Genomic DNA, 26330 nt, shown 5'->3' on the forward strand with positions numbered 1-26330 from the left:
CGATCCGGCCTTCCCAGCGGCAAGATCAAACGAGACGCGAAGCGGTCGTCCAAGACCATCGGCGTTGAAATCGCTGCGCTAGTCTGTGTTCGAAGTTGCGCTCTTACCGCACCGCCGGACAGGGAAAGTTCTCATTGGATCAGCTTGCTTGGGCGCCCGCGGCGAACTGCCGGAGCAACGCATACCGGGGGTGAGCTGCTCCTTGCGTTTCGAAACAACTCTCTTCCGAAATTTGAGACATGGGTTATCGTTCGCCCAGGTTTTTAGGCTTCCTAACGAACTTCGTGAGGTGTCGAATGGACTCCGGGGGTCTTGAGGTGTTCATCTGCGCAGTGCGCAAGGGCAGTCTTTCCGCCGCAGCCCGGCACCTCAAATTGACAGCTATGTCCGCCACCAGGCGCTTGGCTGCATTGGAGGAAGAGCTGGGGGTACGCCTACTCCACCGAACGTCTCGATCGCTGGCGCTCACGCCCGAGGGCGAGGCTTTTCTCCCGTTCGCGTCCGAGATGCTCGACACGCAGGAAGCTGCAATGGCGACGCTCAGTCCCAGAGAAGGCAGCGCGACCGGACTGCTAAGGGTTACGGCACCCTCGACCCTCGGTCGCAAGAGGATCATGCCAATCATTCCTGAACTGCTGGAGGAAAATCCGCGACTCCGGATAGATCTCGACCTGAACGACGCCATGGTCGATATTGTCGCCTCCGGTGTGGACGTTGCGATCAGAATTGCGCCACTCAAGGACTCAGGTTTGATCGCCCGACGGCTCGTGGACAATCCAAAACATATCTATGCCTCCCCCGCGTACCTGGAGCAGCACGGAACACCTCACACCATCGAAGATCTTGCAGGCCATGAATGCCTGACGTGGACTAATTTCACCCACTGGCGGTTCGTCATCGACGGCAAAGAGCGATCGGTACCGGTGAGCGGCCGTTTCTCATCAAGCAGCGTCGACGGTTTCCTGTCGGCTTGCGTCTCAGGCTTTGGATTGGCGCAACTCTCCGCCTGGGATGCCCAGGACGAGGTAGCGAAGGGAAGGCTAGTCCCTGTTCCGATTGAGGATGCATCACCGCGCGAGCTCACTATTTGGGCTGTCTTTCCGTCGCGGCGGCAAGTCCTTCCCAAGCTCCGTGTTTTCTTGGACAGGTTTCAGAAAAGCTTGGCCTGAACCTGCTGGTCCAACTTGGTCGTGGGGGACCGGACCGCTTTGCCTTGCAGCTCCTGCAACGCTACCGGGTTAAGACATCCTGTTACCTGCAACCGCGAATGGGGTGCCCGTTGGCGGCGTCAATTTCTATAACGATTCACGTTACTAAGCTTCACATAGAATGTATATGGTAACGATAATTGGAGCGATTTACATCCTCGCCATGAAAACCAGCAGAGGTTCACATGGCACAGGACAATCTTTTTACTCCGCTCCAGCTAGGTGCGCTCACCCCAAAGCACCGTGTGGTTATGGCCCCGCTCACCCGCATGCGCGCCAAGCAGCCGGGCGACGTTCCGCATGAACTCAACGCCGAGTACTACGGACAGCGCGCCAGCGATGGCGGGCTCCAGATCAGCGAAGCGACCGACATCACGCCTCAGGCACACGGTTATCCATGGGTGCCGGGGATCTACTCGGAAGAACAGATAGCCGGTTGGCGCCTCGCGACGAATGCCGTGCATGCGAAAGGCGGCTTCTTCTTCAATCAGATCTGGCATGTCGGCCGCGTTTCGCATTCGACGATGCAGCCCAAGGGCGCACTCCCGGTCGCGCCGTCGGCGATCGCAGTCGCCGGCGATCACATGGACGCACAGGGTAATGCGGTTCCATTCGAGACGCCACGCGCTCTCGAGACCGAAGAGATTGCTGCGATCATTGGCGATTTCGTCCAGGCCGCCCGTAACTCACGCAGCGCTGGCTTCGATGGCGTCGAGATCCACGGCGCGAATGGCTATCTGCTGGACCAGTTCCTGCACGATGGCAGCAACCAACGTACCGATCAATATGGCGGATCGATCGAGAATCGTGCCCGCCTGCTTCTCGAAGTCGTCGATGCTGTCGCAGCGGAGATCGGCACGGGTCGCGTCGGCGTTCGGCTGTCGCCCTGGAGCGGCATCCTGGACATGAAAGACTCTACCGGTCTCGCGCTCTGGGATCATGTGATCAGCGAGCTTGGTACGCGGAACATCGCCTACCTTCATCTGATCGAACCGCGCGCCGACTTCACCAACGACGAGAAGCCGCTCGACATGGACGCGCCCGATGTCGCTTCATTGTTCAAGAAGGCATTCGGCGGTCCGATCATCTCTGCCGGCGGATTTCTGCCGGAAACTGCGGCAGCGGCCGTGGCCTCCGGAAAATCCGATGCCATCGCTTTCGGCCGCCCGTTCATCGCAAACCCCGACTTGCCGGAACGTATCCGCAGAGGCGCTCCACTGAACAAGCACAACCGGGCCACCTTCTATGGCGGGGGAGCCGAAGGATACACCGACTATCCATTCCTCGTTGCCGCGCAGGCTGCCTGAATAAACGGGGGGCCGGTCAAGACCGGTCTGCCTCCATCATTGGAGAAATCTCTATGGCTTCCAAGAGCACCGATCCCGCGACCGGCGAGACCGTCGCGGAATTTTCCAACCACTCTGACGACGAGATCGAGAACGCCCTTGCTGAGGCAGACGCGGTCTACGGGTCGGACTGGTCGCGAGGGTTCAGTGCTGGCGCGACGAGCGAGCGAGTTCGCGCGCGAGGTCGACGAAAACTTTGAAGGCTGCAGGCGGATTGCGCCGGCTCGGGTAATAGAGGCACAGGGGCGAAAGCGGAGGCGTCCATTGCTCGAGAATGTGCACAAGCCGTCCCGAGTCGATGTCGTCGCGAACGTCTGATTCCATGAAGAAACCGATGCCCACTGATTCAAGCACGGCAATGCGCGCCAGGCTTGCTTCGTCCAGGGTGATCGGACCGTCGACATCGACCTGCACGGGCTGCCCTTCGGCCTCGAACTGCCAGCGAAAGATCGCGCCGTTGGGTAGCCGCGTGCGAATGCAGGCATGCGCGAGAAGGTCGGACGGGACACGCGGCCGATCACGGTCCGCGAAATACGAAGGTGCGGCAACCACGGCGTATCGCCTTGCGGAACCGAGCGGGATCGCGATCATGTCCGTGGGTACGAGATGTTTACTGCGCACGCCGAAATCGAACCCCTCCGCCACGATGTCGACGAGATTCCCTTCCGTCACAAGATCGACGTGAACCTCTGGAAAGCGTCTCAGGAACTCGATCACCAGTGGCGCGATGATCTCGCGCCCAGCCGTCGCAAAGGTGTTGATGCGCAGCCTGCCGGTCGGCGTCTCCTGCTGCGAGCGCACGGTATCGAGCGCCTGATGGATATCCTTCAGGGCGGGCGTCATCTGGTCGACGAATTTGCGCCCCGCGGCGGTTAGCGAAACGCTGCGTGTCGTGCGGTTGAAAAGTCGCACGCCCAACTGCCCCTCCAACTTCGCGATCGCATTGCTGAGCGCGCTCGTCGACATTCCAAGATCGAGCGCAGCGGCGCGAAAGGAACCCCTGCGGCTTATCGCGAGGACTGCATCGAAATCGGTGAGATTGTAGTTCCGCATTATCCTGGGAAACGCAATTCTTCATCCTGCTTTATCCCACTTATGCGGACGCTGTCAAAGGCCTAAATCGGGGCTGAACGAGCCCGCGGAGCACGCGGGACCAGACCTGGAGACACGCCATGACCATCGAACTACCCGGGGCGATCGCTGCCTATTTTTCCGCCGACAAGAAGGGCAATGCGCAAGCGATTTCGGAATGCTTTACGCAGGATGCGGTCGTCGTCGATGAAGGCAATACCCATACCGGTCGGGATGCGATCCGGCGGTGGATAGCGAATGCCTCCAAGCAATATACCTATACCGCCGAGCCCTTTGCGCTGTCGGAAGAAAGCGGACGAATTGTCGTCGCCAGCCACCTCGTGGGCAATTTTCCGGGAAGTCCCGTGGACTTGCGATATTTCTTCGTCCTTCAGGGCGACAAGATCGCCGAACTGGAGATCGTCCCATGATCCCGTTCGTGACCCTGGAGGGAAAACGGGCCCTCATCACCTCCGGCACGCGGGGCGCGGGAGCTGCCACCGTGACCCTGTTCGAGCAACTCGGAGCGCGGGTGCTGACCACGGCGCGTTCCAGGCCGTCGGAGATGCCGGAAGCGCGGTTCGTGGCGGCCGATCTCACCGACCCCGACGGCTGTGCCAGAGTGGCCGCTGCCGTGCGCGAGCGACTCGGCGGTGTGGACATTATCGTCCACATGCTGGGCGGATCGTCGGCGCCGGGCGGTGGCTATGAGGCGCTATCCGATCAGGAGTGGAGACAGGAACTCGACTTGAACCTCATGCCCGCGATCCGTCTAGATCGCGAGCTGGTTCCCGCCATGGAAGCGCAGGGGTCCGGAGTCGTGATCCACGTGACCTCCATTCAGCGACAGCTGCCTTTGCCCGAGGCGACCACTGCCTACGCCGCCGCGAAAGCGGCCTTATCGACCTATAGCAAAAGCCTTTCGAAACAGGTCTCGCCCATGGGCGTGCGCGTCGTGCGGGTTTCGCCCGGCTGGATCGAGACCGAGTCGTCGGTCGACCTGGCCAGGCGACTGGCGGCAGAGCATCGGGTCGACCTCGAACAAGGAAAACAGATGATCATGGACTCGCTTGGCGGAATACCCATCGGCCGGCCATCGAAGCCCGAAGAGGTAGCGAGCCTCATTACCTTCCTCGCGTCAGACCGAGCCGGTACCATTACCGGCACCGAATATGTGATCGACGGCGGCACGGTGCCCACGGCCTGAGACGGGATGTTCGTCCTGGGCCGGGCCGGCCACGCCAGGACGATACAGGCCAAAAGAGAGGTCTGGACACTGCTCAGCAAGCGCGCGGCGGACAGCAAAGCTCGCCGGCGTTCATCGGAGATCGGGGTTGTGCTTGAGGGCTTGGCTGGTGTTACCCGCCTCTGGTCGAAACCTGCCATGCGGCTTGGTCGGTCACGTCGGCGACGGCCCTCGGCTGGTCCATGAAGAGGCGGGCTGGCAACCGGCGTTAGCTTGAGCCATGCGCCTGGTCGTCAGCCCGCTTGGTTCGCTCAGCTGCGAAAGAAGGCTAGGAGATCGGGATTGATGATCTCCGGATGGGTCTGGGCCATGCCGTGGGGCAGGCCCTCGTAGGCCTTCAGCGTGCCGTTCCTGAGCAGGTCGACCGCCTTCGGAGCATGGTTGGCGAACGGCACGATCTGATCGTCGGTCCCGTGCATCACCAGTACCCAGTACCGGCAGGTCGATCGCCCTCAGGTCCTCCGTGAAGTCGGTTTCCGAGAAGGCGGTGATGCAGTCGTATTGCGCCTTGGCGCCACCGGCGAGACCTTGGCGAGACCAGTTGTCGATCAAGCCCTGGCTGACCTTCGCACCTTCGCGGTTGAAGCCGAAGAACGGCCCGCTTGCGATGCCGCGGTAGAACTCCGGGCGGTTGGCGATGAGCTGGGCGCCGAAATCGTCGAACACCTCGACCGGCACGCCCTCTGGGTGCGCATCCGATCTCACCATAACCGGCGGCACGGCGCCTATCAGAACGGCTTTCGCAACTCGGCCCGGCTCGGCGCGAGCCACATAGCGGGCAACCTCGCCGCCGCCGGTCGAATGGCCGACGTGGATTGCGTTCTTGAGGTTGAGCGCGGCCACAAGTTCTGCGACATCGGCGGAATAGGTATCCATTTCATTGCCGGTGTCGGTCTGGGTCGAGCGCCCATGGCCGCGCCGGTCGTGGGCGATAACGCGGTAGCCGTGGCCGAGAAAGTAGAGCATCTGGCTGTCCCAGTCGTCGCTCGAAAGGGGCCAGCCATGGTGGAACACGATCGGCTGCGCGTCCTTGCTGCCCCAGTCCTTGTAGAAGATTTCGGTGCTGTCCTTGGTGGTGATCGTCGCCATGATAAGTCTCCTTGGTTCAAGCGGCAGAAGCGCCGCTGCTGAGGGTTTTTAGCTGCCGCAGGGCAGCGGCACGCTTGGTGGAAGTGACACAATAGGGGTGGAAACCGACATGCGGACGGGCCGGGCTCAGCCAGTGTTGCGCCCGGCCCGCCTGCTCAGTTGGCACCCGCGGCGTTGGACTCGCCAGCTTGCTCGCGACTCTCACGTGCCGCACGGTCGATCACGTCGGTCACCGCCTGCGCCTGGGTTATGAACAGCGCATGGCTTCCGGGCACCTCGGTGATGTCGGCGTTCATGCGCCGCGCCATGTGCAGCAGCATACCCTCACCAAAGGCTTTGTCTTCGCGGGCGATCACAGCCCAGCTGGGCTTACTCCGCCAAGCGGCTTCGCTGATCGGGGTGGCGAAAACCGACATATTGATCGGCACCTGCGAATCCCTCAGAAATGCGGCATCGCTGTCGCTCGCGTCGGCCGCGAAGGCAGCCTTGAACTTTTCCGGGTTCACGAAGCCGAAGCCATCGTCTTGCGTGTCGATTACGAACTCGGTGGCAGTGGGGAACCCCTCGTACTGCTTGGCGGTCGTCTCGCCCGTATCGGGTGCGAGCGCCGAGACGTAGACGAGGCCCGCCACTTTCGGGTGGTTGCCGGCCTCGGTGATCACTGTGCCGCCCCAGCTGTGCCCAACCAGGATGACGCGCCCGGGCTGGCGCTCGATCACCCGGTTGGTGGCATCGACATCGTCCTTGAGCGAGGTCAGCGGGTTCTGCACGATAGCCGCTCGATAGCCCTTGGCGGTTAGCCGGTCGTAAACGCCGCGCCACCCCGACCCATCGGCAAAGGCGCCATGAACCAGCACTACGCTGGTCGTGTCTTCGGCCACTGTGGCAGACTGGGCATTGGCAGTGCCGGTCATGGCTAGCGCTGCCGCGGCTCCGAGCGCCACGTTACGATACTTGCTTCTCATGATAGTCTCCTTCTTCGTCGATCCGGCGAAAGTGCCGCGATGAAAGGAAGCTACCGGAATGGCGGCTTCAGCACGCTTGGGGAAAGCGACAGAATGCGGGACAAGACTGACAACGGTGCATCGAGCCGGATCGTCGCGGAGGTCGCGCTGGTGATCTATCCCGAATGCCAGCTATCGGCGGTCTACGGGCTTACCGACCTTTTCCGCCTTGCTGTCACGGCAGCGCAGATGGCGGGCGAGTGCGAGCCGCCGGTCATCCGCGTCACCCACTGGCAGGAGACAGACGATGGCGTCGCCTGCATCTATGACAGCCATCCCGGCGAGCCACACCGCGTCACCTACGTCATTACTCCGCCCAGTCTGGTCATGCCGAACGACCTGCCCTCGATGCGCGTGCTGGCCGACTGGATGATGGACCATCACGGAAAGGGTGCGATTTTATGCTCGGTCTGTGCCGGGGCGTTCGTCCTCGCGGAAACCGGGCTGTTCGAAGGACGAGAGGTCACCACGCACTGGGCGTTCGCCGACGCCCTGAGTTCACGTTTTCCGGAAGTGAACGTGAATGCCGACCGCATCATAGTGGACGACGGCGACATCATCACCGCGGGCGGCATCCTCGCCTGGACGGATCTCGGCCTGACGCTGGTCCAGCGGCTGCTGGGCGCGAGCGCGATGCTACATACCGCACGCTTCCTGCTCATCGATCCGCCACGGCAGGCGCAGCGGCCCTATAGCAGCTTCATCCCGAAGCTCGACCATGGCGACGCGGCGATCCGCTCGGTACAGCACTGGCTTCAGACCCATGCGACGGCGGAATGGTCGGTGACGACGCTCGCCGATCGCGCAGGTCTGGAAGAGCGGACTTTCCTGCGCCGCTTCAAGGCCGCGACGGGGCTCCGCCCCACTGAATACGTCCAGCAGATCCGCATCGCGAAAGCGCGCGAGGCGCTGGAGTTGACCCGCCGGCCGATCGAACTGATTGCTTGGGAAATCGGCTATGGCGACCCGTCCGCCTTCCGCAAGCTGTTTAACCGGATCACGGGGCTTCCCCCGGCAGAATATCGGCGGCGCTTCGGCGTTGCGCTGCACCCCCGGAACGATCTGGAGGTTCAGGCCTGACGAGCCTATTTAAAGTCGCTTACGTTTAGCATCTTTGATATTTAAATATCGATGGGACTGTTAAATAGCGCCACACTGCCATGATGGCGCTGTGATCGATTCCAACCCAGATCAGCGCCTAGGCAAGCGGGGGCGGGCATTCTGCTACCAGCGCTATCTTGCTATCCTCACTGAGGGAACGATCCTTTGCCTGCGGCCACTGAAATTTTCCGTCGGCCGTGCCCCCAAACTGTTGTTGGATCTGTTTCCTACGCTGCTGTGCGAAATAATTCTCCAAGGAGCGCTGTGTCCATCTGGAGCAGCAGGGGAAGCGGAGAGAGCGGTCGCAAGTAAAGATGTTTGCAGGCCCCCGCAACCAATTCCAGCTAAGATAATCCAATTTGGTCATTCGGTTAGCCAAGATAGGCTAATTTCACCCGTCGTTCGCATCACCGAAGACCAATGAATTAGCGTGCAGGTTTCAAATCACCTCGCAACCAATATGAATGTGGGTGATGTTCCACCGGACGACGGCACGTTCAGACCGGATCCGTTCCCATGTGGTCGATCGCAGGCCGGATTCTGCTCATACGCCTAAGCCGCCACTGCCGAAACGAACTGGATGCTACCGGCCACGACGAGGGCTACGCACCACACAAGATCGATGTTGAGCCATTTGCTGCGGAGTGCACCGAGGCCGACCCACTCGAAGAAGAGCAGCGCAACGGTCGCGGTGGCGGCCAGCATCGCCGCGGTATGGACGGAGATGGCACCGAGTGCGAGACCGAGCGAGCTGCCGACCATGCTGACACCGCCGGCGCGGACCGGCCTCGCCGACGCCGCAGATCGTCATGGTGCCGTAGAGCAGCACCGGTACGAGCATGAGGCCGGCGCCATGGCTCGTGGCCATGAGGAACGACCAGAAGGTCAACTGCCCTGGGCCGGCCCGCATGCCGACGCGCAGGCGGTGGCGGTGTCCCCGCCACAGCCGGTAGAGAGCCCTAGCCGGCGGCGACAAGCTGAACGAGGTCCAGATCGACATAGGACCATGCCAGCTCCACGACCAGGATGGCTGCTTGGATGGAGGCAGCGTGGCCGAGAACGGTAATACCATCCCTCTGTCCCGACCTGTCATCCGGCAGAGCGCTGCGCGCAAGGTCTGTCCATGAGGCCGTCTTCGGCACCGGCGACAGCCGGCGAGAAGCGTCCTGGACAGATCGAGCACGGCGCTACCATCCAGAAAACGGAACGACAGCGCCTTCAGCCTTTGCCCGGTTACCGCCACGACTTAGGCCTTGATTAGTGGTGGGAGGTCCGCAACCAATTCCAGCTCGCGCTGCGGCCGCAGTCGACCTTCGCTGCCCCTTGCTTCGCAGCAATCCATCGTCATCGAGAACGGTATCCGCGGGCTGTCGCGTAGCTTCCTTCGGTCTGAAGGTTGGCATCCTCGGCGCCAGCAGGGCAGACGCATTCATCCTTCGTCACTGGAAGCAGGCTAGCGAATCCGTAATCCCCTGTGGTCGAATAAGAGAACCCGTTTCAGATCGAAGGTGATCCAGCAGTTTGCTCCCTTTTTGAAGCGCTTGCTTCCTGGCGCGGCGACGGTGACCAGCTCGGAAATTTCCGGCAGGCGGATATGCATCAACGTTTCGCTTCCCAGATGCTCGACCAGTTCAAGTTTGCCGGGGATGGCGCCTGCCGTTGCTCTGCTTGAAACGATTATTGCGTCGGGCCGTATGCCGAGCACCGCCGCCGCGTCCGGCGTGACTTTGCCGGACAGGCCACTTGGAAGTGTCACCTCGTGTCCGTCGGAAAGGCGGAGAACGGTCGCACCCTGCTTCGCTTGCATTGTGACGTCGAGGAAGTTGATCTTGGGCTGTCCGAGGAAACTCGCCACGAACATGCTGTCGGGGCGCTCATAAAGATCGAGGGGCGCGCCCTGCTGCTCGATGCGGCCCTTGTTCAGGACGACGATCCGATCGGCAAGAGTCATCGCCTCCACCTGATCATGCGTTACATAGATCATGGTGGCGTTGAATTCGGCGTGCAGGCGGGCAAGTTCGACGCGCATCTGTGCGCGCAGGCCGGCATCCAGGTTGGACAAAGGCTCGTCGAACAGGAAAACATCCGGGTTGCGGGTGATCGCCCGGCCGATGGCGACACGCTGGCGCTGGCCACCGGAAAGCGCCCTCGGCTTGCGCCCCAGCAATTCCTCGATCTGCAATATGGAAGCTGCTTGCGCGACCTTGGCCTTCACCTCTTCCCTTGGCACACCGGACATCTTCAGGCCGAAACCCATGTTTTCACCCACCGTCATATGCGGATAGAGTGCATAGGACTGGAACACCATAGCGATGCCACGATCGGCCGCCGGTATGTCATTCACGCGCCTGCCGCCGATGCTAATCTCGCCCGCGCTTATTTCTTCCAGTCCGGCGATCATCCGGAGCAGGGTGGACTTGCCGCATCCCGAGGGCCCGATGAAGACCACGAACTCGCGGTCCGGGATCGTCAGAGAGACGTCCCGTACGGCTTTCACATTGCCGAAGCTCTTGCTGACCGATTTCAATTCGACGGATGCCATGAACGATCCTATTTCTCGGCCTTTACGGCCCACATCTCGATTTCCACCAGGAAGCCTGGAAGAAGCACCGCCTGAACCGCCGTCCTGACGGGGCGGGGTTCGGGCAGAATCGCTTCGTAGACCATGTTGAAACGATCCCAATCGGCAAGGTTCAGAAGGTAGATGTTGGCCTTGAACACATCCGCCAAACCGCAGCCGACCGTGGCCAGCTGCCGCGCGCAATTGTCGAGCGTAGTACGCGTCTGCTCCTCTATATTCGCGCCGATCACATGGCCGTCCTTGTCCACCGCCACCTGGCCCGAGATCACCACCAGCCGGCGGGCATCGACTTCAAGAACCGGTGAGTAGGGACCGGCGGTCTTGTGCTGCGCAGCCCCTGCCGGCAGATGCTTGAGCGGGTGGGGACGGTTCTGATTTCCTGACTCCATTGTCTCCTATCCTTTGACCGAGCCCGAGAGCAGACCCTCGACGACGAAGCGCCAGACCAGGACCACAAGCACGAGCGTGGGGATGATAGCGATGAAGATGCTGGTGTTGAGCAGGCTCCACGACACGTCCGTGTTGCGCGCAAGCGCGGCCATGACCACTGAGACGGGGCGCGATCGCGCCTCGCCGGACAATACCAGGGAGAAGATGTACTCAGAGTAGGAGAGCATGAAGGCAAAGAGGCCCGTCGCCCCTATGGAGGGCAGGGCCAGCGGCACGGCGATGCGGATGAAGCCCTGGAAGCCGGTGCAGCGGTCGAGCATCGCCGCCTCGAACAGTTCCGTCGGCAGCTTGCGGAAGAAAACTGACAAGATAAGCACCGTAAAAGGTAGCGCCTGCGCGGTATGCACGAGGATGATACCGTAGATGGAGCCGATCAGCCCCAGCGACTGCATCAGCATGTAGATCGGCACAACGAGCGCCGTCGTTGGCACCAGCGGCGAGAGGATGATGAACATGAAGCTCAGCTTCTTGGCCGGAAAGGCGTAGCGGGCGAAGACATAGGCTGCCGGCGCGCCAAGCAGGATGTTGAGCGCCATGGCCGAAAGCGCGATGCGCGCGCTGTTCCACAGGCTCTGCGGCACCTGCCGGGCGGCATCAGAGATCATCGACCGGTTGGCGCCCTCCACCAGATAGGAGGGCGGCAGCTCGCCGAAGAAGACATAACGATAGCTCTCGAGCGAAAGCCCGTAGTCGAAAACGGAAGTCTCCCGGCTGAGCAGGACCCGGTCGGGAACAAGGCTCCCATAGAGCGCCAGAAGCACTGGCCCGCCCGTGAACATCAGGATCAGCGTGGCGATGAGGAAGGTGGAAAGGCGGTTGCCGCGGCCGGCCATCATGGACGCTCCCCGAACAGATCCGACGGCAGGGCGCGGGTGATGAGGACGATCAGCAGGGCCGCCACGGCCACCATGACGAAGGCGAGCGCCGAACCCGCGCCGAAATCATACATCGCGAAGCTCTCGCGCCAGATCTGGAAGGCGAGCAGCGTCGTGGCCGTGCCCGGCCCGCCGCCGGTCATCGCATAGACGAGATCGTAAGTGGTGAAGGCGATGAGGGCGTTATAGATCAGAAGCACGACGATCATCGCCTTGACCTCCGGGAAGACGACATACCAGAAGCGCTTCCAGCCGTTGCGGCAGTCGATCGTTGCCGCCTCCAACGTCTCGGAATTTATGGCGGAAAGTGCGGCCATGGTGAGCACCACCGCGAAGGGAATTTGCGTCCAGACATGGGCGACCAGGACACAGGCGAAGGCCAGCCGCGGCGTGTTCAGCCATTGGATCGGCCCATCCACGGCGCCGACCCCCAGAAGTACGCCGTTTATGATGCCGAAGCTGGGGTGGAAAACCCAGATCCAAAGGACCGCACTGATCGCGCCCGGCAGCACCCATGGCAGCAACACGACGGAGCGGACCAACATCGAGCCGGCGAAGCGCCGCTGCAGGAACAAGGCCGCAGAGACCCCCAGGATCACCACAAGGGGCGCGGCCAGGAGCATGAAGACGACGGAATTGAGAAATGCGGTCCTGAAGTAGCTGGAGGCGAGCACCCGGGCGTAGTTGTCGAAGCCGACGAAAGGCTCGCCCGGAAACAGGAGCATCACCTGATGCAGGCTGGTCCAGAACGCGAAAGCCACCGGGTAGACGATGAAGGCCGCGACCGGCAGGAGCGCGGGCAGCAGCCAGAGCAGCGGATAACGTTTGATGGCCCACATCGGCGAGATGGCATCCTGGAAGTGGAGGTTGAGCGTGTATGGAGGGCGGCCTGTGAACAAGCCGCCCGTGAGCTAACCGCTAGCGGTTGGCAAACTGCTCGCGCAGCGTGTTCCAGCGCTCGGCGCCGTCGTTCATGGCTTGCTCGACGCTGATCTCGCCCACCATGGCGCTCGCCAGCAGCGGCCGGAAAAAGGCCGACCAGACGGCCGTCCACTCGGTCCAGGTGCCGGCTCGTGCGTTCTCTATCTGATTGGAAAGCACGTCCATGTCGACCCACTCGCCCCACGCTTCTCTGACCTCTTGGTCCTCCAGGAGCGGCAGTTGTCCGAAGCCCAGCCCGTGCTCGACTGCCCAGCGCTTGGCGACATCGTAGGGCTGGCCTGCCATGAACTCGACGAACTTCCAGGCAGCCTCTGCCCTTTCGGGATCGTCGGCCGTCGTGGCCGTGACGGCGTAGAACTTGGCGAAGCCCAGCGTCGAGTGTGCCTCGCCCGGCATCGGGGCCAGCGAGAACTGGCCGGCAAGCGGTTGCTCCGCCTTGTTGTTCATGGCCGCCAGCACGTAATTGTAGACGATGGTGAAGGCATGCTGGCCGGTATTCATCGTCGTGATGATGTTGGATTCGTGGTTCTCCGGCTGCACCAACTCCTTCTCGAAGGCATCGCGCAGCCATTCGAGGTGCTGGTAGGCGGCATTGTCCGGTTGGTTGAACACCGCGTTCAGATCCTCATCGAAGAGATCGCCGCCGCGCCCATAGACCTGCGCCACGAATGCATCGAAGAAGTTGGGCAGTTCCTGATTGTATTCGTAGACGATGGGGCGATCCATGCCGGCCGCCTTGAGCTTCTCGGCCGCCGCCGTCACGTCCTCCCAGGTCTCCGGCACCTCGATGCTGTGCTCCTCGAGGATCTCGGAATTGTAGAGGAAGGAGATCGTGTCGGCGTAGTAGGGCAGACCGTAGACCTGGTCCTCATAAGTGACATCGGAGAGGGCGAAACCGGCCATCTCGCCACTCAGCGTGTCGATCATGGCTTCCGGCACGATCTTGTCGAGCGGCGCGATCCATCCGGCCGAGGCCCAGGCCGGCAACCAATCCTGACCGCCATAGAGCACGTCTGTCTGCGTGCCGCCACGGAAGCGCAGCACTAGGCTGTCCTGATAGTCGGGCCAGGTATAGTCGGTAACGTTGACCTTGATGCCCGGATTGGCCTCCTCGAAGCGGCGGACATTGTCCTGGATCGTGTCCAGCGCATAATTCCAGACGACGAATTCCAACGTGATATCCTGCGCGGAGGAGGGCTGGGCCGCGAGGGTCGCGCCCGCCAGCATGGCCGCTGCGGGAAGCTTCTTCAGTGACATTCTATTCCTCCCTTGGCTCACCCCACTGGGCATGGCGTGCCGGCCGCGATCGCGGCCAAAGATCATTGACACTTTACCCATTGGCTGCACTATAGAGACCATTCCAAATCAATTGCAACCTTTACTGCGAGCTTTGAGTGCGCCATGAATTTCACATTCGACGGCAGGACGGACTTCATCGCCGGGCAGTGGCAGGGCGAAGCGTCGGGCGCCACCAAGGAAGCGCTAAGCCCCATCGACCGCAGGCCGATTGGGCGCATGGCGTGGAGCAGCCGCGAGACGGCGCGGCAGGCGATCGCGGCAGCGCGAAACGCGCAAGCCGCGTGGGGGCGCACATCGCTTTGGTACCGCGCGGCGCTCCTGCGCCGCATGGCAGATCGCATCGAGAAGAGAGCCGAGCCGCTTGCAGCCTTGCTGACGCTGGAGCAGGGCAAGCCCATCGCCGAAGCGCGCTTCGAAATCGGCAAGGCGGCCGATGGATTCAACCTCGCAGCCGACCTGGTCAAATATCTCGAAGGACGCACCATCCCGACCGAGGACCCCTCGAAGAGGGTGATTACCTTCTATCGTCCGCGCGGCGTCTATGCCGTCATCACGCCCTGGAATTTTCCGGTCAACATTCCCGTGGAGTATCTGGCGCCCGGCCTCGCGGCGGGCAATACCATCATCTGGAATCCAGCGCCCACCACCGCCCTGATTGCAGCCGCCCTGACGGAGGTGATCGCCGAGGCCGATCCGCCCGCCGGCATTCTCAACCTCGTCACGGGTGCCGGCCCGGAAGTGGGCGACGAGATCGTCTCCAACCCGGGCACCGATGCTGTAGGCTTCACCGGCAGCGTGCCTACCGGCCGGAAGATCGCCGCGCGCGCCGCAGGCAAGGCGCAGCTTCTGGAACTGGGCGGCAACGGCCCGGTGATCGTGCTCGACGATGCCGATCTCGACAAGGCCGTGCGCGCGACCGCCTCCGGCTGCTTCGTGAATGCCGGCCAGGTATGCTCCTCCTCCGAGCGCGTCCTCGTTCACACCGCCATTTATGACGCCTTCGCCGAACGCATGGTGGAGGAAGCGGGAAAGGTCGTGCTCGGCGATCCTCGCCGGGAGAATGTGACCATGGGCCCGCTCAACAACCCGGCCGTCGCGGCAAAGGTGGCCGAGCATGTCGACGATGCGCTGAAGCGGGGGGCGCAGGCATTGGCAGGCGGCCGCCCCGCCCAGGGCTTGCCAAGCGACCTCTATTTCCAGCCCACGGTGCTCGGCAATGTTGGCCGCGACAGCCTCCTGAACCAAGAGGAAACGTTCGGTCCTGTCGCACCGCTCATCCGGGTGGAGAGCGATGAGGAAGCGCTCGCCGCGGCCCACGACAACCGATTCGGGCTCGTCGCCTCCGTCTTTACGCGCGACATAGACCGCGCGTTCCGCTTCGTCGAAGAGGTGCAGGCGGGGATCGTGAATGTCAACGACACCAGCAATTACTGGGAGCTGCATATTCCCTTCGGTGGCGCATCCGGTAAGGAAAGCGGGGTTGGCCGCATCGGTGGACGCTATTCGCTGGAAGCCATGTCCGACCTGAGGACCGCAACCTTCACCATCGGATAGGAGGGCCGCAGGTGCGCTTCGAGGAGATGACCTCACCCCAAATCGACGCGCTCGACCGGGAGAGAACTGTGCTTGTCCTGCCGATCGGGTCGGTGGAGCAGCACGGCAATCACATGCCGCTCGGTACGGATACGATGCTCTCCGAGGGCCTGTGCCTTGCCGCCGCCGAGCGGCTGGCGCCGCATGTTCTCGTGCTGCCGCCACCCTGGTACGGCTATTCCCCGCACCATATGCAGTTTGCCGGCAGCATTACGCTCAGGGAGGAAACGCTGATGGCGCTCGGCGCGGACATCGTGGGAAGCGTCGTGAAGCACGGCTTTCGTCGCATCGTCCTCGTCAACGGCCATGGCGGCAACGCCAATCTCATCGACATGATGGCCACGTCCCTCGGGCATGAGCACTATGGGAAGGCGCGCATCGCCGGCTTCACCTACTTCAAGCTGGCCGCCGCCGAGATCGCCTCCCTGCGCAAGTCACGTAAGGGAGGCACGGGCCATGCCGGCGAGTTCGAGACTGCGATGATGCAGCATCTGAAGCCGAGCCTCGTGCGCATCGACGAGGCCGCTTCGATCTATCCGGAGAGCGGAACGCCCTATCTCTCCACAGATCTCGTGGAAGGAAGCCGGGTCAGCACCTATCTCGATTTCGCCGACCTCTCGCCCACTGGCACGCTGGGCGACCCGTCGCTCGCCAGCGCCGAACAGGGGGAACGGTTCTTCTCCGCCTGCACCGAGACGCTGGTGCAATTCCTGCAGGATTTCGCGCAATGGCCGATCGGAGAGGGGCGGCAGAGATGAATGAGCTTGGGGTCGGCGTCATCGGGCTTGGCTATTTCGGGGCGCGGCACGCACGCCTTTATGCCCGGCACCCGGCGGCGAAGCTCGTTGCTGTCTGCGACAAGAACCCGGACGCAGCCGCGGCAGTGGCAAGCGCCACCGGCGCTGAGGCCCATGCGGAATTCACGGAACTTCTGGCGCGTGCCGATATCGAGGCGGTGAGCATCTGCCTGCCGGACCGCCTGCACGAGGAGGCGGCAGTCGCCGCGGTCCGTGCAGGCAAGGCGATCCTACTGGAAAAGCCCATGGCCCATGATACGGCCACCGCCGGCAGGATCGCGGCGGCGGTCGAAGAGAGCGGCGCCAAGCTGATGGTCGGGCACATATTGCGTTTCGACCCGCGCTACGTGCAGGTTCACGAGGCGGCCGCGCCTGAACGCCTGGGTGAGGTGATCCATCTGCGCGCCAAGCGCAACGGCATCCGCTCCACGGCCCGGCGGCTGGGGCCGGCGAGTTCCATTCTCTTCTACATGGGCGTTCACGACATCGACGCCATGCAGTGGATCGCCCGCTCGCGGATCTCGCGGGTCTATGCCCAGAAGCGCGAGGTGCTGGGTACCGGAAATGAGGATGCGCTTTACGCCGTCGTCAATTTCGAGAACGGCGCTATCGGCAGCATCGATTACAGTTGGGCCTGGCCGGATGGGCTGATGAACGGGTTCCGCGCCGCCCTGGAAGTCGTCGGCACCAGGGCCGCCACCTATCTCGATGTTACCGACCAGGGCTTTTATGCCGTTTCTGACGCCGGCACGATTGGCGGGGACACACATCTGTGGCCGGAGATCAACGGCCGGATCACCGGCGACCTTGCCGATGAAATCGACCATTTCGTCACCGCGACCCGCGACGGAACGCCCTATCTCCAGCCATGGCAGGAAGCCTTCGACACGATCCCGGTGCTGGATGCGCTTGCGCATTCAGCGGCGAGCGGGGAACCAGTGACGGTCCAGAGGTAGAACGATCCGGATTGAACCAGAATGGTTGACTTCACGCATAAGACAGGGTTTCTCAAGCGCATTCGACTCGTTCAGAAGAGAAAATGGACACCAGCGCCCGCCCCATCGAACTCAATGTCGTGACCTCACAGGAGAGGGCTACGCCTTCGCTCGTTTATCGCGCGCTTCTGCGGGCGATCCGCGATGGCATCATGATACCAGGCTCCAAGCTGCCCAACGAGCGCGAGCTGGCGAGCCAGTTGAGGACGAGCCGCACCGCCGTGCGCAGCGCGCTTTCGATCATGGAGCGCGAAGGGCTGGTGCGCCGCCGCGTCGGGGCAGGGACCTTCCTTACCGAAGATGCCGACCAGGTCTTCGAGCGCATGGACCAGACCGACGCTGGCACGCATGACGCCGTACCCTCCTTCGTGGAAATCGTCGAGGGGCGGCTCCTTTTCGAGCCCGCCATGATGCATTTGGTGGTCAGCCGTGCCGATGAAGGCGATGTAGCGGCCATGCGGCAGATGCTCGAAAACGTCCTCGATGCGCCGACCTGGGCCGACTTCAAGGAAAGCATCTATGCGCTCCACGAACAGATGTTCGCGGCGACCAAAAACCGGTTTCTCATGCAGATCATGGAGAGCATCCTGGCCGACCGGCGGGCCGTTGCCTTCGACGGCAGGGAAACCGAAAAACCTGCGCCGCAGCCGGTGCGCACGCAGACACACAAGGACCTTTCGGCGATTGTCGAGGCAATCGCCGAGCGAGACGCGAAACTTGCCGAGAGCCTTCTCTCCGATCACTTGATGCGGACACTGGCCACGATCAACATCTGGCAGTGAGGGTTGTTCGCTTCGCAGAAGCATCCGGTATGATGAACGACTGACCGATTATGGCTGCGGCGTCAGTTGCATTGTCGATGCGGTCAAGAGGGGTCACTCATCAATAGAGCATCAGCGTCGAGCAAAATGCGCCGGCATCGGATCGCGTGGTTGACTTCCGCGCCCCGGCGTCAGCGCCTTCCAACTCTCATCTCGGATTCGGCAGTCACGATGGCACGCTGAGCGGTAGGGAGTGGGCAAACTAAGCCGCACTCTGGGACGAACTATTGAGAGCATATTTGGACTATCTTTGCCCATCATGCCGCCACCTCGAAAAGCCCTTGCTGATATCGACGGTTGCGCGCCCAGGCTACGTAGAGGTCGGGTCGGACGAGTATCGAACCATTCCCGCCGCCGAGCAGCTCTCGCAGTAACCCCGACCCGTCTTCGAAGCCACCCGGGCCGATGCGAATCATGTGATCTACAGGCAATTCGGCGGCGGCATTCCGGCTCTCCGCAACCTAGAGAACGACCGGCGCGTTCGGCAGCAGATCGTAGAGACGAGTTCTGTTTCCCTCAGGGCATCGCAGTATCGGGTTGGGCAGGCGGACGCCGGCCGCGCGGTCTTGCCGAACAAGCAACGGCGACTCCTCATAGCCAAGGCCGATCATCGTTGCCCGCCTGATCATCAGCTTGCGCGGGCCCGAAAAGGACAGCCAGAGGCGCAGAAAAAGGAACGCAGCGGCACGCACTGTTGAGGGCACCTGCAGGAAAAGGCGGGTTAGCACATCCGTATAGGTAGAGACATCCTCCACCACCACGGCGCGGCGCTCGACATCGTAGGAGTCGAGGAGACGATCCACATCGCCCCTTTGAAGCGCGGTTGCCAGCTTCCAGGCGAGATTGTGGGCGTCCTGGATGCCGGCATTCATTCCAAGTCCACCGACAGGGCTGTGTACGTGGGCGGCATCGCCGGCAAGCAGCACGCGGCCAGACCGGAACCGCGGCGCCGAGCGCAGGTGAATGCGGAAGCGGTTCGCCCATTCGATTGCAAACGGACCATCGCCGAGGGTTTCCGCCACGCGATCGCCGATCTCCTCTTCCGGCACGTCGTCGTCCTTTGTCGGGTCGCCGCGCTCCAGACGGATGATCCGCCAGAGCCCGTCCTTGAGGCGAATGGCTACCGACGGTCCATCTCTCCCGTTCCAGACGCGCGGCCATTCAAGCTCGTCCCGCCCGTCGCCGATCCGCACATCGGCAAGAATTGGCCTGATTGAGTATGTGAAGCCTTCGAAGGGAAAGCCGAGCGCTTCGCGGACGAAGCTACCCGCACCGTCGCAGCCGACGACGAAGTCCGCCTCAAGCGCCTGTTCCGACCCGTTCTGGCGGTATCTCAGCCGCGTCGCGCACCCTGCTCCAGGCCGACTGCCTCAGCGGTGAAGTGGATATCGCACAGCCAGTCTCGCGCACGACCTCCAGCAGAAGGCTTTCTGTTTCGGCTTGCTCCAGCAACAGCAAGCCGGGATGATCAGCCTCGTTGGCCAGTTCGGAGAAGTCGAGCGTGGCCAGCGGACGGTGTGCCGAGGTTGACGAGTGAAGAGTCACGACTGACCGCAACGTGCCGGCCGCAAGGAAACGATCCTCGATATCCCATTGCCGAAACACCTCGCGCGTCCGCTGCTGAATGGCAGGCGCCTTGGACCGTTCGCTCGTCCGCTCCTTGCGCTCGATCAGGACCGACCGCACGCCATGGTGGGCAAGACCGAGCGCCAGCGACAGTCCCACCGGCCGGCGCCGACGATAGCAACTGCAGTCTTCGTAAAAGGTTCTGGCGCGCTCATCACTCTCGACACGATCCCAGTTCAGGTAACTTTACTCCAACCCCCGAACAGGGCGGGATTGATCCACCCGGTTGCGTCCCAAGCTCGCCCTACGGACCTCCCGCGCACCTGCCAAATTGCCGGTCTAGTCTGACAGAAGCCGGTAAGGGGCAGCATTAATACAACGAGCGCTGGCGCATCGCATCCGGAGAAGGAAGATGGTTGCCCACCGCCGCAAAACTGCACATTACTCGATCTAACCGGTAGGACACGCCATGGCCGGACCACTACTGTCCTTTCGGGAGATGCGAGGGTCGGTTCTGGTATGGCGTCATATGGGGGCGGCCACTATGAGCCGATCCCTGCGGCGGCGGAACCGGTTCGCGCGGGTGACGTTGCCCTCCACCATGCGAAAAAAAGCAAAGCCTGATCGATGACCTTCTCGATCGTCGCCAAATGCGCAAGGACCGGCCAGTTCGGGGTCGCTGCGGCCACTGCGATGCCTGCTGTCGGCAAGTTGCTGACGCATGCTTTCACCCGCGTGGGCGCCATCGCCACGCAGGCACGGCTCAATCCCTATATCGGGATAGACGGCCTTGATCTCTTGCGGCAAGGGCTTTCCGCTGACGAAGTCGTGGAGCGCCTGAAAAACCTTGACCCCCGAGCCGACCTGCGCCAGTTCGCCATCGTCGACGTATCGGGTGGCAGGGCCGCCTGGACGGGCTCCGGGTGCCCCGACTGGGCGGGTCATCACTTAGATGACGGGTTCACCGTGCAGGGCAACCGCTTAGCCGGCCCGCATGTTCTGCGCGCCGCGGCGGAGACATTCAAGCAAATGGCCGACAGTCCGCTCGACAAGCGCTTGGTCGAGGCGCTGACAGCCGGCGATCAAGCGGGCGGCGACACCAAGGGCGAGCGCTCGGCGACGGTTTACGTCGTCGACACGGAGGAATACCCGCTCTGGGATATCCGGGTGGACGAGCACGAGCGGCCGGTGGAGGAGCTGAAGCGCCTGCACGATGTATTCAGCCGGGACCTTCTTCCACAGATCCGAAAGATGCCGACCCGTGCCAACCCCGCCGGCGAGCATGGTGAAGACATTGCCTAAGAACGAAGATGAGCAGGACGCATCGCGAGTTGGGCCCTTCTGCCAGGGAAACACTGCAGGAGATGACCGTGCGGCGACACGACCCTGCAGGATCAAGCACGCCGGTGGTCTTTGATTCCCCCCATAGCGGCGCGGTCTATCCGCCGGATTTCCGGCCGGCCGTGCCGCTCCACCTCCTCCAGGGCGGCGAGGATCGCTTCGTCGACGAACTCGTCGCCGACGCGCCGCGACATGGAGCGGTGCTCGTCATCGCCCGTTTTGCCCGGACCTACATCGATCCCAATAGGACGCTCGTCGATCTCGACGAGGAACTGCTCGAAGAGCCCTGGCCGGGTCCGGTGAGCCCGAGCGATCATACCAAGCGCGGAGTCGGCCTGATCTTCCGCGAAATCGGAGACAAAGTACCGATTTATGATCGGCTTCTCAGTATCGCGGAGGTGCAGCGCCGCATCGATCTGTGCTGGCGGCCCTATCACGAGGTGCTGGATGCCGCGCTCGACGAGGCGCACCGATGCTGGGGCACGGCATGGCACGTCAATTGCCACTCGATGACCGCCTTCGGAAATGCTTTGTCGCCGGACCCCGGCCAGCCGCGGCCCGCCTTCGTTCTCGGCGACCGTGACGGCACCTCTTGCGCGCCCGAGTTCACAGCCTTCGTGGCATCCGTGCTCAAGGACATGGACTATAGCGTCGCCATTAACGATCCCTACAAGGGCGCGGAACTGGTCTCGCGGCATGGCCGACCGACGGAAGGGCGGCACAGCCTGCAGATCGAAATCAACCGCGACCTCTATATGAACCCAAACACACTGGAGAAGAACGACGGCTTCCCGGCGCTACGCACCAGTCTCGGGCGTCTCGCCGAGCGCATCTGCCGCTATGCGCGCGATGCCGCGCCCAGCGACCCGGCCTTCTAGGCGGTCGCTCAGCGCCCGGCCCACCGACCACTTGCCGCTTTTCGCCGAGGCGCTTGGCGTGGGCGACCGGACGGCTTTCCTGGCGGCAGAACCGGACAGGCAACAAACGGCCCCTGGGCCGCCGAGCAGCAATGCGCCCATGTCCGGCCACAGCCGGCCGTGCCGCGGCCGCTCCAAAAGGACGTTCTCCGCGGCAGTTTGTTAGGTCAGGAAGCGCCCCGCTAACCACAACCCATTTACCCGAAAGAGAAAAGGGGCGCTGCTTGCACCCCCTCCTTTGAGGTTTCCCGGGCTGCAGGTCACATGTCCAATGTCTGAGCGATCTCGATCGTGCCGCCATGCGCCAGCATTGGGCAGCCCTTCGCCTTCTTGTGCGCGTCCTCGAGGCTCGAGGCCTCGATGAGGCTGTAGCCGGCAACGGGATTCGCGCCGCCGCCCTCGGCCAGCGAACCGTCGGACTTGACCGTGCTCGACTTCCCGACCGGGTTGCCGCCGTCGATGACGGCCGCTCCCATCGAGCCGAATCAGGCGCCCAAGCGTCCATCGCATTCTTCTGCTCAGCGGGATCCGTGGGCGGCTTGGCGCCGTGTGCAAGATACACAAACAAGTACTTTGCCATTGTCTCACTCCTTCATTTCCGTTCGATCTTGAGGCCTCGATCAATCCGAGCGAGATGGAGCTTCCGGAGCGAGCACAGCGCATTGCGAATGCGATATCTGCCGCGATCGCAACCACGCCTATCCGGATGTTGGTCGGCATCCGCAACAGCATGGTCACGGCTGTGTTCTCGGATGTCAGGCGCCAATCGGGCTGGACCGCCCCGCAAGCAAATCTCGCCACACGCCTACATCCGCTCTTGCTCAGCCTTGGGCCGGCGGTTCTTATCGGCATGAGCACCGACAAACCGTCTACGTCTTTCCTCCCCAGGGCGTTGCAGGAGGCGACGATCGCGCTCGACTTTACGAGCGTCATCAATCGGGTCGTGCAATTCGCCGAACTCGATTTAAGGAGTCTGATGCTGCATCGTGGAGGTGAATATGTCCGGTCCGTAGCTCCGCCGTGGACCTCATCGTTCCTCAATGCGGATGCGAAGGCCAAAGGCTCGCTTGTCCGCACATTGCGGGCGCTCGCCGATGCCGATCTGAACGTGCAAGAAGCCGGACGCCGGCTCGGCGTACATCCGAACACAGTCTACTCGCGCATCGGCCGCATTAAAGAACTCAGCGGCCTCGACGGCCAACGTTACCACGACCTGGTCGAGCTATTGCTGGCCGCCGATTGTTGGCACACTTGATTTGACACCAGAGCTGGTGACATCCGCTCCAGCGTCTGCCGAACGGCGGCTTACTCAGTCTTTCGGCCAGAACCGGACAGGCAGAAAACGGCCCCTTTTCGTCGAGTAGCAGCCGGACGGCTACGCGGACCAATCGGACATCTGCCTCAGAGATAAGTTCACCATGTTCCGGGGAGCATGCCAGCAATCCCCCGTTCAGAATATTCGACAGGAATTAGCCGGAAATTGACCTCCGGTCGGGCAAGCTCCGCCATGGCCGCTAACGAATGACATTTCCTCATCCCAGGATTGCGCGGCGACGTTCAAGGCTTTCGGCTGGCCACTCTTTCTTCGTGTCGTAATAGACCTCGAAAGCGCGAGCGCTATCCGGCAGCCGAATCCAAGGAAGTTTCGAGCGGGTGAAGATATGAACGTCTGGCTCAATCCCTGTGGGGTCGTCGAGTGTGCCGACCCGCACAAAACGCATCGCACGGCGGCCGTAATCGCTCCATAGCGCAACCATGCAGGACGGGCAGCGATAAATGTCGTGTGGGCGGCCGCTGTCGGTCCCCATTGCCACCGGTTCCGGTACGCCCGACGAGAGCGTGATCCGGTCGGTCTCGATCAGCGCGTTGATGACGAAGGCACTGCCGGTCTGGCGTTGACAGACGCGGCAATGGCAGCAATGCACGAACATCGGTTCGGAATTCAGCCGGTAGCGCACCGCTCCGCAGGAACAGCCGCCTTGAAAGGTCCGGGGCATATTCTCCTCCCAACTTTGCGGCGAAAGTTTAGTTAAGGCACTGAGGGCGGTCAAAGCGACGATGACGCATCGGAATTCGGCGTGGGTCCAGATTTTGAGAGGTCAGTGGTCCGCAAAGGGTGGGAGGCGGTCGGACAGGTTTCGGGCAGAAAGTCTTCATAGCTGCCGCACTTGAAGCCCGGTATCGGGCAGGAAAGACCGAGAGGCTTAGCGTCGCCAGCAGGACAAGTTTCGATTTACCGGCTAGACGCTTATGCATTGAGGCCGCTTTGCACATGCGCTCGGTCTCGCTCTCGTTCGGTGGGTCTTGATATCAGCTGGCTGGCCGTGCGGTCCCGAGGTGACGTGGGAGAGCACAGGCTGAAAGCGCAACTAGCGCGAAAGCGATGCCAGCGATCGGTGCGTTTGCCGTATCGAGAAGAAGACCGAAGATTGGCGCACCAGCGACTTGGCCAGCTGCGATGGCCAGAAAGCCGATGGTGATCCCGGTTGCGGGACGCTCCTGCATGGCACGAATGCCCCAGACGAGGTAGACGCCGGTCAACGCCATATAAGCCACACCGAAGAGACCACCGCCTACGAGCGCCATCACCGTGTTCTGCGCCATCGCGACGAGTATGGTGGCGGCCGCCAGAACAAGCAGGAACGAGCCCTGGACCCGGTTGAGGCCAAAACGCTGGATGAAGTGCCCGCAGGCGCCACCCGTCAGGCCGACAAGACCGATCGCGAGCCAGAGCGTGCCAATCTCGGCGCTCGACCAGCCGAGCGACCGGCGTGTCAGCTCCCCGCCAAAGGACCAGACCGCCGTACTCGCCGCGCCCATGAGAAAGGCTGCCGCGAAGAGACGCTTTACGTCGTCGTTTAGGGCCGGCAATCCGCGAGGATGGTCACCCGAGCCTGTTGCGGCCCGTGGTGTTATCAGGATGATGATCACGGTTTCGATAAGAGCAACGCCGACGAAAATCGCGAAAGCGAGCCGCCAGTCGCTACCGAGGATGAGCGCGGCCGGGGCAGAGAGGGCGACGCCGCCGCTTGCCCCGGCATTGATCAGTGTGTTCGCCCGGTCTTGAAGATTGGTGACGACGCGCTGAGAAACCGCCGCAGCCAGCGGTGGCGAGGCCAGCCCGGTGCTCATGCCCGCGAAGAGGACAGCCGCCGCAAGCGTTACGCCACCCGGCGCCGAGGCGATGCCGAGAATGCCGATGGTCGCCACACAACCGGCGAGCCCGGCGACGAAGCGCGGGCCGAAGCGTTCGGTCAGTGCCGCCGAGACAACAATGGCCAGGCAATAGCCGAAAAAGGAGCCACCGGAAATCAGGCCGCTGAAGGAGGCAGACAGGGAGAGATCGACCGCGATTGCCGGCAGAAACAGGCCGAAGGCGAAACGCGCGAGACCGTAGCACACGGCAATCAGGCCGAAGCCGCTCGCTGTCAGCCCAAAAGCGCGCCTATCCATCGGTCCGTTCCGCCGAATGTCGTGCCGCTTCTACGAGGGTTGTGGCCGCCTGGCGGGCAGCCTCCACGGCGTTCGTTCCGCGATAGACGGCGGCGTGGGTCGCGCCCTCGAAAAGCATGAGGATCTGGTCGGCGAGCACTATATCTGCTTCACCGAGATCGGCGGCGACGCAGTTGGCGATCAGAGCCGCCATGGCCTCCTTGTGGGCGGCGACCCGATCGCCGATCGCCGGATCTCCCGCGCCGGCCTCGCCCAGCGCCCGGAGGAAGAAGCATCCATGGGCGCCCTGGGCCTCGACCCATTCGCCGAGGGCGCGGAACAGGCCGTCCACCCCATCGCACGGCATGGCGGCAAGGAAGCGCTCGCTCCGAGCGTCGAGTGTACCGACGATCAGCGCGGCACGGCCGCCGACATGTTTGTAGAGCGTGCGGCTGGAGACGCCGGCGGCCCTGGTGAGCCGGTCCATGCCGGTGGCGGAGAAGCCCTCCCTGTCGAGCAAGGCCTCGGCGGATGCGATGATGGCAGCGTGATCGGTCATGGCACACATGTAAAACGATCGTTTTACATGTCAAGCACGATCGAAGAGGCGCACGGCTGCTCTCACGGTAATGGCCGAGCCGATCATCGCTGCGGCA

General features: G+C 62.5%; 27 protein-coding genes and 1 pseudogene. 12 read left to right on the forward strand and 16 right to left on the reverse strand.

Annotation, left to right across the window (positions count from 1 at the left end; genetic code table 11):
- Positions 1-296: 296 nt before the first annotated feature.
- Positions 297-1169 carry a LysR family transcriptional regulator gene (locus tag SIN08_RS02220; RefSeq protein WP_322449859.1) on the forward strand — a complete coding sequence of 291 codons (873 nt, stop codon included), beginning with the start codon at positions 297-299 and terminating at the stop codon, positions 1167-1169.
- 224 nt (positions 1170-1393) lie between these two features.
- Complete coding sequence (locus tag SIN08_RS02225; RefSeq protein ID WP_322449860.1) at positions 1394-2515, forward strand: alkene reductase; 1122 nt, start codon at positions 1394-1396, stop codon at positions 2513-2515.
- A 183-nt stretch (positions 2516-2698) separates the two neighbouring features.
- Here SIN08_RS02225 and SIN08_RS02230 read toward each other — a convergent pair whose 3' ends face one another.
- Positions 2699-3607: a LysR family transcriptional regulator gene (locus SIN08_RS02230; RefSeq protein ID WP_322449861.1), complete on the reverse strand. Its 909-nt coding sequence runs from the start codon at positions 3605-3607 to the stop codon at positions 2699-2701.
- 119 nt (positions 3608-3726) lie between these two features.
- On the opposite strand from SIN08_RS02230, the gene SIN08_RS02235 reads away from it, so the two are divergent.
- Both SIN08_RS02235 and SIN08_RS02240 read left to right on the forward strand, forming a co-directional pair.
- Entirely contained in the window at positions 3727-4056 is a 330-nt protein-coding gene (locus tag SIN08_RS02235) for a nuclear transport factor 2 family protein (RefSeq protein WP_322449862.1), read from the forward strand.
- Positions 4053-4832, forward strand: a complete 780-nt coding sequence (locus SIN08_RS02240; RefSeq protein ID WP_322449863.1) for an SDR family oxidoreductase — start codon at positions 4053-4055, stop codon at positions 4830-4832. Before SIN08_RS02235 ends, SIN08_RS02240 begins: the two co-directional genes overlap by 4 nt.
- A gap of 290 nt (positions 4833-5122) precedes the next feature.
- Here SIN08_RS02240 and SIN08_RS02245 read toward each other — a convergent pair.
- A pseudogene (locus SIN08_RS02245) lies at positions 5123-5960 on the reverse strand (alpha/beta fold hydrolase).
- 155 nt (positions 5961-6115) lie between these two features.
- Complete coding sequence (locus tag SIN08_RS02250; protein WP_416207996.1) at positions 6116-6925, reverse strand: alpha/beta fold hydrolase; 810 nt, start codon at positions 6923-6925, stop codon at positions 6116-6118.
- A gap of 93 nt (positions 6926-7018) precedes the next feature.
- Here SIN08_RS02250 and SIN08_RS02255 point away from each other — a divergent pair, with 93 nt between their 5' ends.
- Positions 7019-8044 carry a GlxA family transcriptional regulator gene (locus SIN08_RS02255; RefSeq protein ID WP_322449864.1) on the forward strand — a complete coding sequence of 342 codons (1026 nt, stop codon included), beginning with the start codon at positions 7019-7021 and terminating at the stop codon, positions 8042-8044.
- 573 nt (positions 8045-8617) lie between these two features.
- Here SIN08_RS02255 and SIN08_RS02260 read toward each other — a convergent pair.
- The 7 genes from SIN08_RS02260 to SIN08_RS02290 all read right to left on the reverse strand — a co-directional run bounded on the left by SIN08_RS02260 (position 8618) and on the right by SIN08_RS02290 (position 14170).
- Positions 8618-8827 carry a hypothetical protein gene (locus tag SIN08_RS02260; protein ID WP_322449865.1) on the reverse strand — a complete coding sequence of 70 codons (210 nt, stop codon included), beginning with the start codon at positions 8825-8827 and terminating at the stop codon, positions 8618-8620.
- A gap of 197 nt (positions 8828-9024) precedes the next feature.
- On the reverse strand, positions 9025-9207 hold the full coding sequence (locus SIN08_RS02265; RefSeq protein ID WP_322449866.1) for a hypothetical protein: 183 nt from the start codon (positions 9205-9207) through the stop codon (positions 9025-9027).
- A gap of 311 nt (positions 9208-9518) precedes the next feature.
- Positions 9519-10607 (reverse strand): sn-glycerol-3-phosphate ABC transporter ATP-binding protein UgpC, encoded by a 1089-nt coding sequence (locus SIN08_RS02270; RefSeq protein WP_322449898.1) that lies wholly within the window; start codon positions 10605-10607, stop codon positions 9519-9521.
- An 8-nt stretch (positions 10608-10615) separates the two neighbouring features.
- The gene (locus tag SIN08_RS02275; RefSeq protein ID WP_322449867.1) at positions 10616-11035 is read right to left on the reverse strand and encodes a RidA family protein; all 420 of its coding nucleotides are present in this window, start codon (positions 11033-11035) and stop codon (positions 10616-10618) included.
- Between the two features lie 6 nt (positions 11036-11041).
- Entirely contained in the window at positions 11042-11932 is an 891-nt protein-coding gene (locus SIN08_RS02280) for a carbohydrate ABC transporter permease (RefSeq protein ID WP_260905113.1), read from the reverse strand.
- Positions 11929-12810, reverse strand: coding sequence for a sugar ABC transporter permease (locus SIN08_RS02285; RefSeq protein WP_322449868.1), 882 nt, complete (start codon positions 12808-12810; stop codon positions 11929-11931). Before SIN08_RS02285 ends, SIN08_RS02280 begins: the two co-directional genes overlap by 4 nt.
- Positions 12811-12889: 79 nt before the next feature.
- Entirely contained in the window at positions 12890-14170 is a 1281-nt protein-coding gene (locus SIN08_RS02290) for a sugar ABC transporter substrate-binding protein (protein ID WP_322449869.1), read from the reverse strand.
- 144 nt (positions 14171-14314) lie between these two features.
- On the opposite strand from SIN08_RS02290, the gene SIN08_RS02295 reads away from it, so the two are divergent.
- The 4 genes from SIN08_RS02295 (at position 14315) to SIN08_RS02310 (ending at position 18379) form a co-directional block, all read left to right on the forward strand.
- Positions 14315-15766 (forward strand): aldehyde dehydrogenase family protein, encoded by a 1452-nt coding sequence (locus SIN08_RS02295; RefSeq protein WP_322449870.1) that lies wholly within the window; start codon positions 14315-14317, stop codon positions 15764-15766.
- Between the two features lie 11 nt (positions 15767-15777).
- On the forward strand, positions 15778-16563 hold the full coding sequence (locus SIN08_RS02300; RefSeq protein WP_322449871.1) for a creatininase family protein: 786 nt from the start codon (positions 15778-15780) through the stop codon (positions 16561-16563).
- Positions 16560-17558: a Gfo/Idh/MocA family oxidoreductase gene (locus SIN08_RS02305; RefSeq protein WP_322449872.1), complete on the forward strand. Its 999-nt coding sequence runs from the start codon at positions 16560-16562 to the stop codon at positions 17556-17558. The genes SIN08_RS02300 and SIN08_RS02305 overlap by 4 nt, the downstream gene beginning before the upstream one ends.
- Positions 17559-17641: 83 nt before the next feature.
- Positions 17642-18379 carry a FadR/GntR family transcriptional regulator gene (locus tag SIN08_RS02310; protein ID WP_322449873.1) on the forward strand — a complete coding sequence of 246 codons (738 nt, stop codon included), beginning with the start codon at positions 17642-17644 and terminating at the stop codon, positions 18377-18379.
- A 500-nt stretch (positions 18380-18879) separates the two neighbouring features.
- Here the strand turns inward: SIN08_RS02310 and SIN08_RS02315 are convergent, their stop codons facing one another.
- Entirely contained in the window at positions 18880-19755 is an 876-nt protein-coding gene (locus tag SIN08_RS02315) for an FAD-dependent monooxygenase (protein ID WP_322449899.1), read from the reverse strand.
- Positions 19718-20143, reverse strand: a complete 426-nt coding sequence (locus tag SIN08_RS02320) for an FAD-dependent oxidoreductase (RefSeq protein ID WP_322449874.1) — start codon at positions 20141-20143, stop codon at positions 19718-19720. Before SIN08_RS02320 ends, SIN08_RS02315 begins: the two co-directional genes overlap by 38 nt.
- Before the next feature lie 468 nt (positions 20144-20611).
- Between SIN08_RS02320 and SIN08_RS02325 the strand changes: the two genes are divergently transcribed.
- Together SIN08_RS02325 and SIN08_RS02330 are read left to right on the forward strand one after the other, a co-directional pair.
- Positions 20612-21286 (forward strand): DUF1028 domain-containing protein, encoded by a 675-nt coding sequence (locus SIN08_RS02325; protein WP_322449875.1) that lies wholly within the window; start codon positions 20612-20614, stop codon positions 21284-21286.
- 8 nt (positions 21287-21294) lie between these two features.
- The gene (locus SIN08_RS02330) at positions 21295-22203 is read left to right on the forward strand and encodes an N-formylglutamate amidohydrolase (protein ID WP_322449876.1); all 909 of its coding nucleotides are present in this window, start codon (positions 21295-21297) and stop codon (positions 22201-22203) included.
- Positions 22204-22502: 299 nt separating this feature from the next.
- On the opposite strand, the gene SIN08_RS02335 is transcribed toward SIN08_RS02330, so the two are convergent.
- Positions 22503-22718, reverse strand: coding sequence for a hypothetical protein (locus SIN08_RS02335; protein ID WP_322449877.1), 216 nt, complete (start codon positions 22716-22718; stop codon positions 22503-22505).
- A gap of 71 nt (positions 22719-22789) precedes the next feature.
- Here SIN08_RS02335 and SIN08_RS02340 point away from each other — a divergent pair, with 71 nt between their 5' ends.
- The gene (locus SIN08_RS02340; RefSeq protein ID WP_322449878.1) at positions 22790-23497 is read left to right on the forward strand and encodes a helix-turn-helix domain-containing protein; all 708 of its coding nucleotides are present in this window, start codon (positions 22790-22792) and stop codon (positions 23495-23497) included.
- A gap of 277 nt (positions 23498-23774) precedes the next feature.
- Here SIN08_RS02340 and SIN08_RS02345 read toward each other — a convergent pair whose 3' ends face one another.
- The 3 genes from SIN08_RS02345 to SIN08_RS02355 all read right to left on the reverse strand — a co-directional run bounded on the left by SIN08_RS02345 (position 23775) and on the right by SIN08_RS02355 (position 26233).
- Positions 23775-24239, reverse strand: coding sequence for a GFA family protein (locus SIN08_RS02345; RefSeq protein WP_322449879.1), 465 nt, complete (start codon positions 24237-24239; stop codon positions 23775-23777).
- Between the two features lie 313 nt (positions 24240-24552).
- The gene (locus tag SIN08_RS02350; protein ID WP_322449880.1) at positions 24553-25695 is read right to left on the reverse strand and encodes an MFS transporter; all 1143 of its coding nucleotides are present in this window, start codon (positions 25693-25695) and stop codon (positions 24553-24555) included.
- Positions 25688-26233: a helix-turn-helix domain-containing protein gene (locus SIN08_RS02355; protein ID WP_322449881.1), complete on the reverse strand. Its 546-nt coding sequence runs from the start codon at positions 26231-26233 to the stop codon at positions 25688-25690. The genes SIN08_RS02350 and SIN08_RS02355 overlap by 8 nt, the downstream gene beginning before the upstream one ends.
- Positions 26234-26330 lie beyond the last annotated feature (97 nt).

Origin of the sequence: Chelativorans sp. M5D2P16, assembly GCF_034427935.1 — a bacterium.
In the GTDB taxonomy this organism is placed as follows: Bacteria; Pseudomonadota; Alphaproteobacteria; order Rhizobiales; family Rhizobiaceae; genus Chelativorans.

Bases quoted from the DNA above. Each gene is read 5' to 3' on its own strand.
- SIN08_RS02240 (WP_322449863.1), top strand. From the start codon at position 4,053: ATGATCCCGTTCGTGACCCTGGAGGGAAAACGGGCCCTCATCACCTCC.
- SIN08_RS02345 (WP_322449879.1), bottom strand. From the start codon at position 24,239: ATGCCCCGGACCTTTCAAGGCGGCTGTTCCTGCGGAGCGGTGCGCTAC.
- SIN08_RS02275 (WP_322449867.1), bottom strand. From the start codon at position 11,035: ATGGAGTCAGGAAATCAGAACCGTCCCCACCCGCTCAAGCATCTGCCG.
- SIN08_RS02325 (WP_322449875.1), top strand. From the start codon at position 20,612: ATGACCTTCTCGATCGTCGCCAAATGCGCAAGGACCGGCCAGTTCGGG.
- SIN08_RS02290 (WP_322449869.1), bottom strand. From the start codon at position 14,170: ATGTCACTGAAGAAGCTTCCCGCAGCGGCCATGCTGGCGGGCGCGACC.
- SIN08_RS02270 (WP_322449898.1), bottom strand. From the start codon at position 10,607: ATGGCATCCGTCGAATTGAAATCGGTCAGCAAGAGCTTCGGCAATGTG.
- SIN08_RS02255 (WP_322449864.1), top strand. From the start codon at position 7,019: ATGCGGGACAAGACTGACAACGGTGCATCGAGCCGGATCGTCGCGGAG.
- SIN08_RS02260 (WP_322449865.1), bottom strand. From the start codon at position 8,827: ATGGTCGGCAGCTCGCTCGGTCTCGCACTCGGTGCCATCTCCGTCCAT.
- SIN08_RS02310 (WP_322449873.1), top strand. From the start codon at position 17,642: ATGGACACCAGCGCCCGCCCCATCGAACTCAATGTCGTGACCTCACAG.
- SIN08_RS02250 (WP_416207996.1), bottom strand. From the start codon at position 6,925: ATGAGAAGCAAGTATCGTAACGTGGCGCTCGGAGCCGCGGCAGCGCTA.
- SIN08_RS02330 (WP_322449876.1), top strand. From the start codon at position 21,295: ATGAGCAGGACGCATCGCGAGTTGGGCCCTTCTGCCAGGGAAACACTG.
- SIN08_RS02295 (WP_322449870.1), top strand. From the start codon at position 14,315: ATGAATTTCACATTCGACGGCAGGACGGACTTCATCGCCGGGCAGTGG.
- SIN08_RS02285 (WP_322449868.1), bottom strand. From the start codon at position 12,810: ATGTGGGCCATCAAACGTTATCCGCTGCTCTGGCTGCTGCCCGCGCTC.
- SIN08_RS02235 (WP_322449862.1), top strand. From the start codon at position 3,727: ATGACCATCGAACTACCCGGGGCGATCGCTGCCTATTTTTCCGCCGAC.
- SIN08_RS02220 (WP_322449859.1), top strand. From the start codon at position 297: ATGGACTCCGGGGGTCTTGAGGTGTTCATCTGCGCAGTGCGCAAGGGC.
- SIN08_RS02355 (WP_322449881.1), bottom strand. From the start codon at position 26,233: ATGACCGATCACGCTGCCATCATCGCATCCGCCGAGGCCTTGCTCGAC.
- SIN08_RS02280 (WP_260905113.1), bottom strand. From the start codon at position 11,932: ATGATGGCCGGCCGCGGCAACCGCCTTTCCACCTTCCTCATCGCCACG.
- SIN08_RS02225 (WP_322449860.1), top strand. From the start codon at position 1,394: ATGGCACAGGACAATCTTTTTACTCCGCTCCAGCTAGGTGCGCTCACC.
- SIN08_RS02335 (WP_322449877.1), bottom strand. From the start codon at position 22,718: ATGGGAGCGGCCGTCATCGACGGCGGCAACCCGGTCGGGAAGTCGAGC.
- SIN08_RS02350 (WP_322449880.1), bottom strand. From the start codon at position 25,695: ATGGATAGGCGCGCTTTTGGGCTGACAGCGAGCGGCTTCGGCCTGATT.
- SIN08_RS02305 (WP_322449872.1), top strand. From the start codon at position 16,560: ATGAATGAGCTTGGGGTCGGCGTCATCGGGCTTGGCTATTTCGGGGCG.
- SIN08_RS02230 (WP_322449861.1), bottom strand. From the start codon at position 3,607: ATGCGGAACTACAATCTCACCGATTTCGATGCAGTCCTCGCGATAAGC.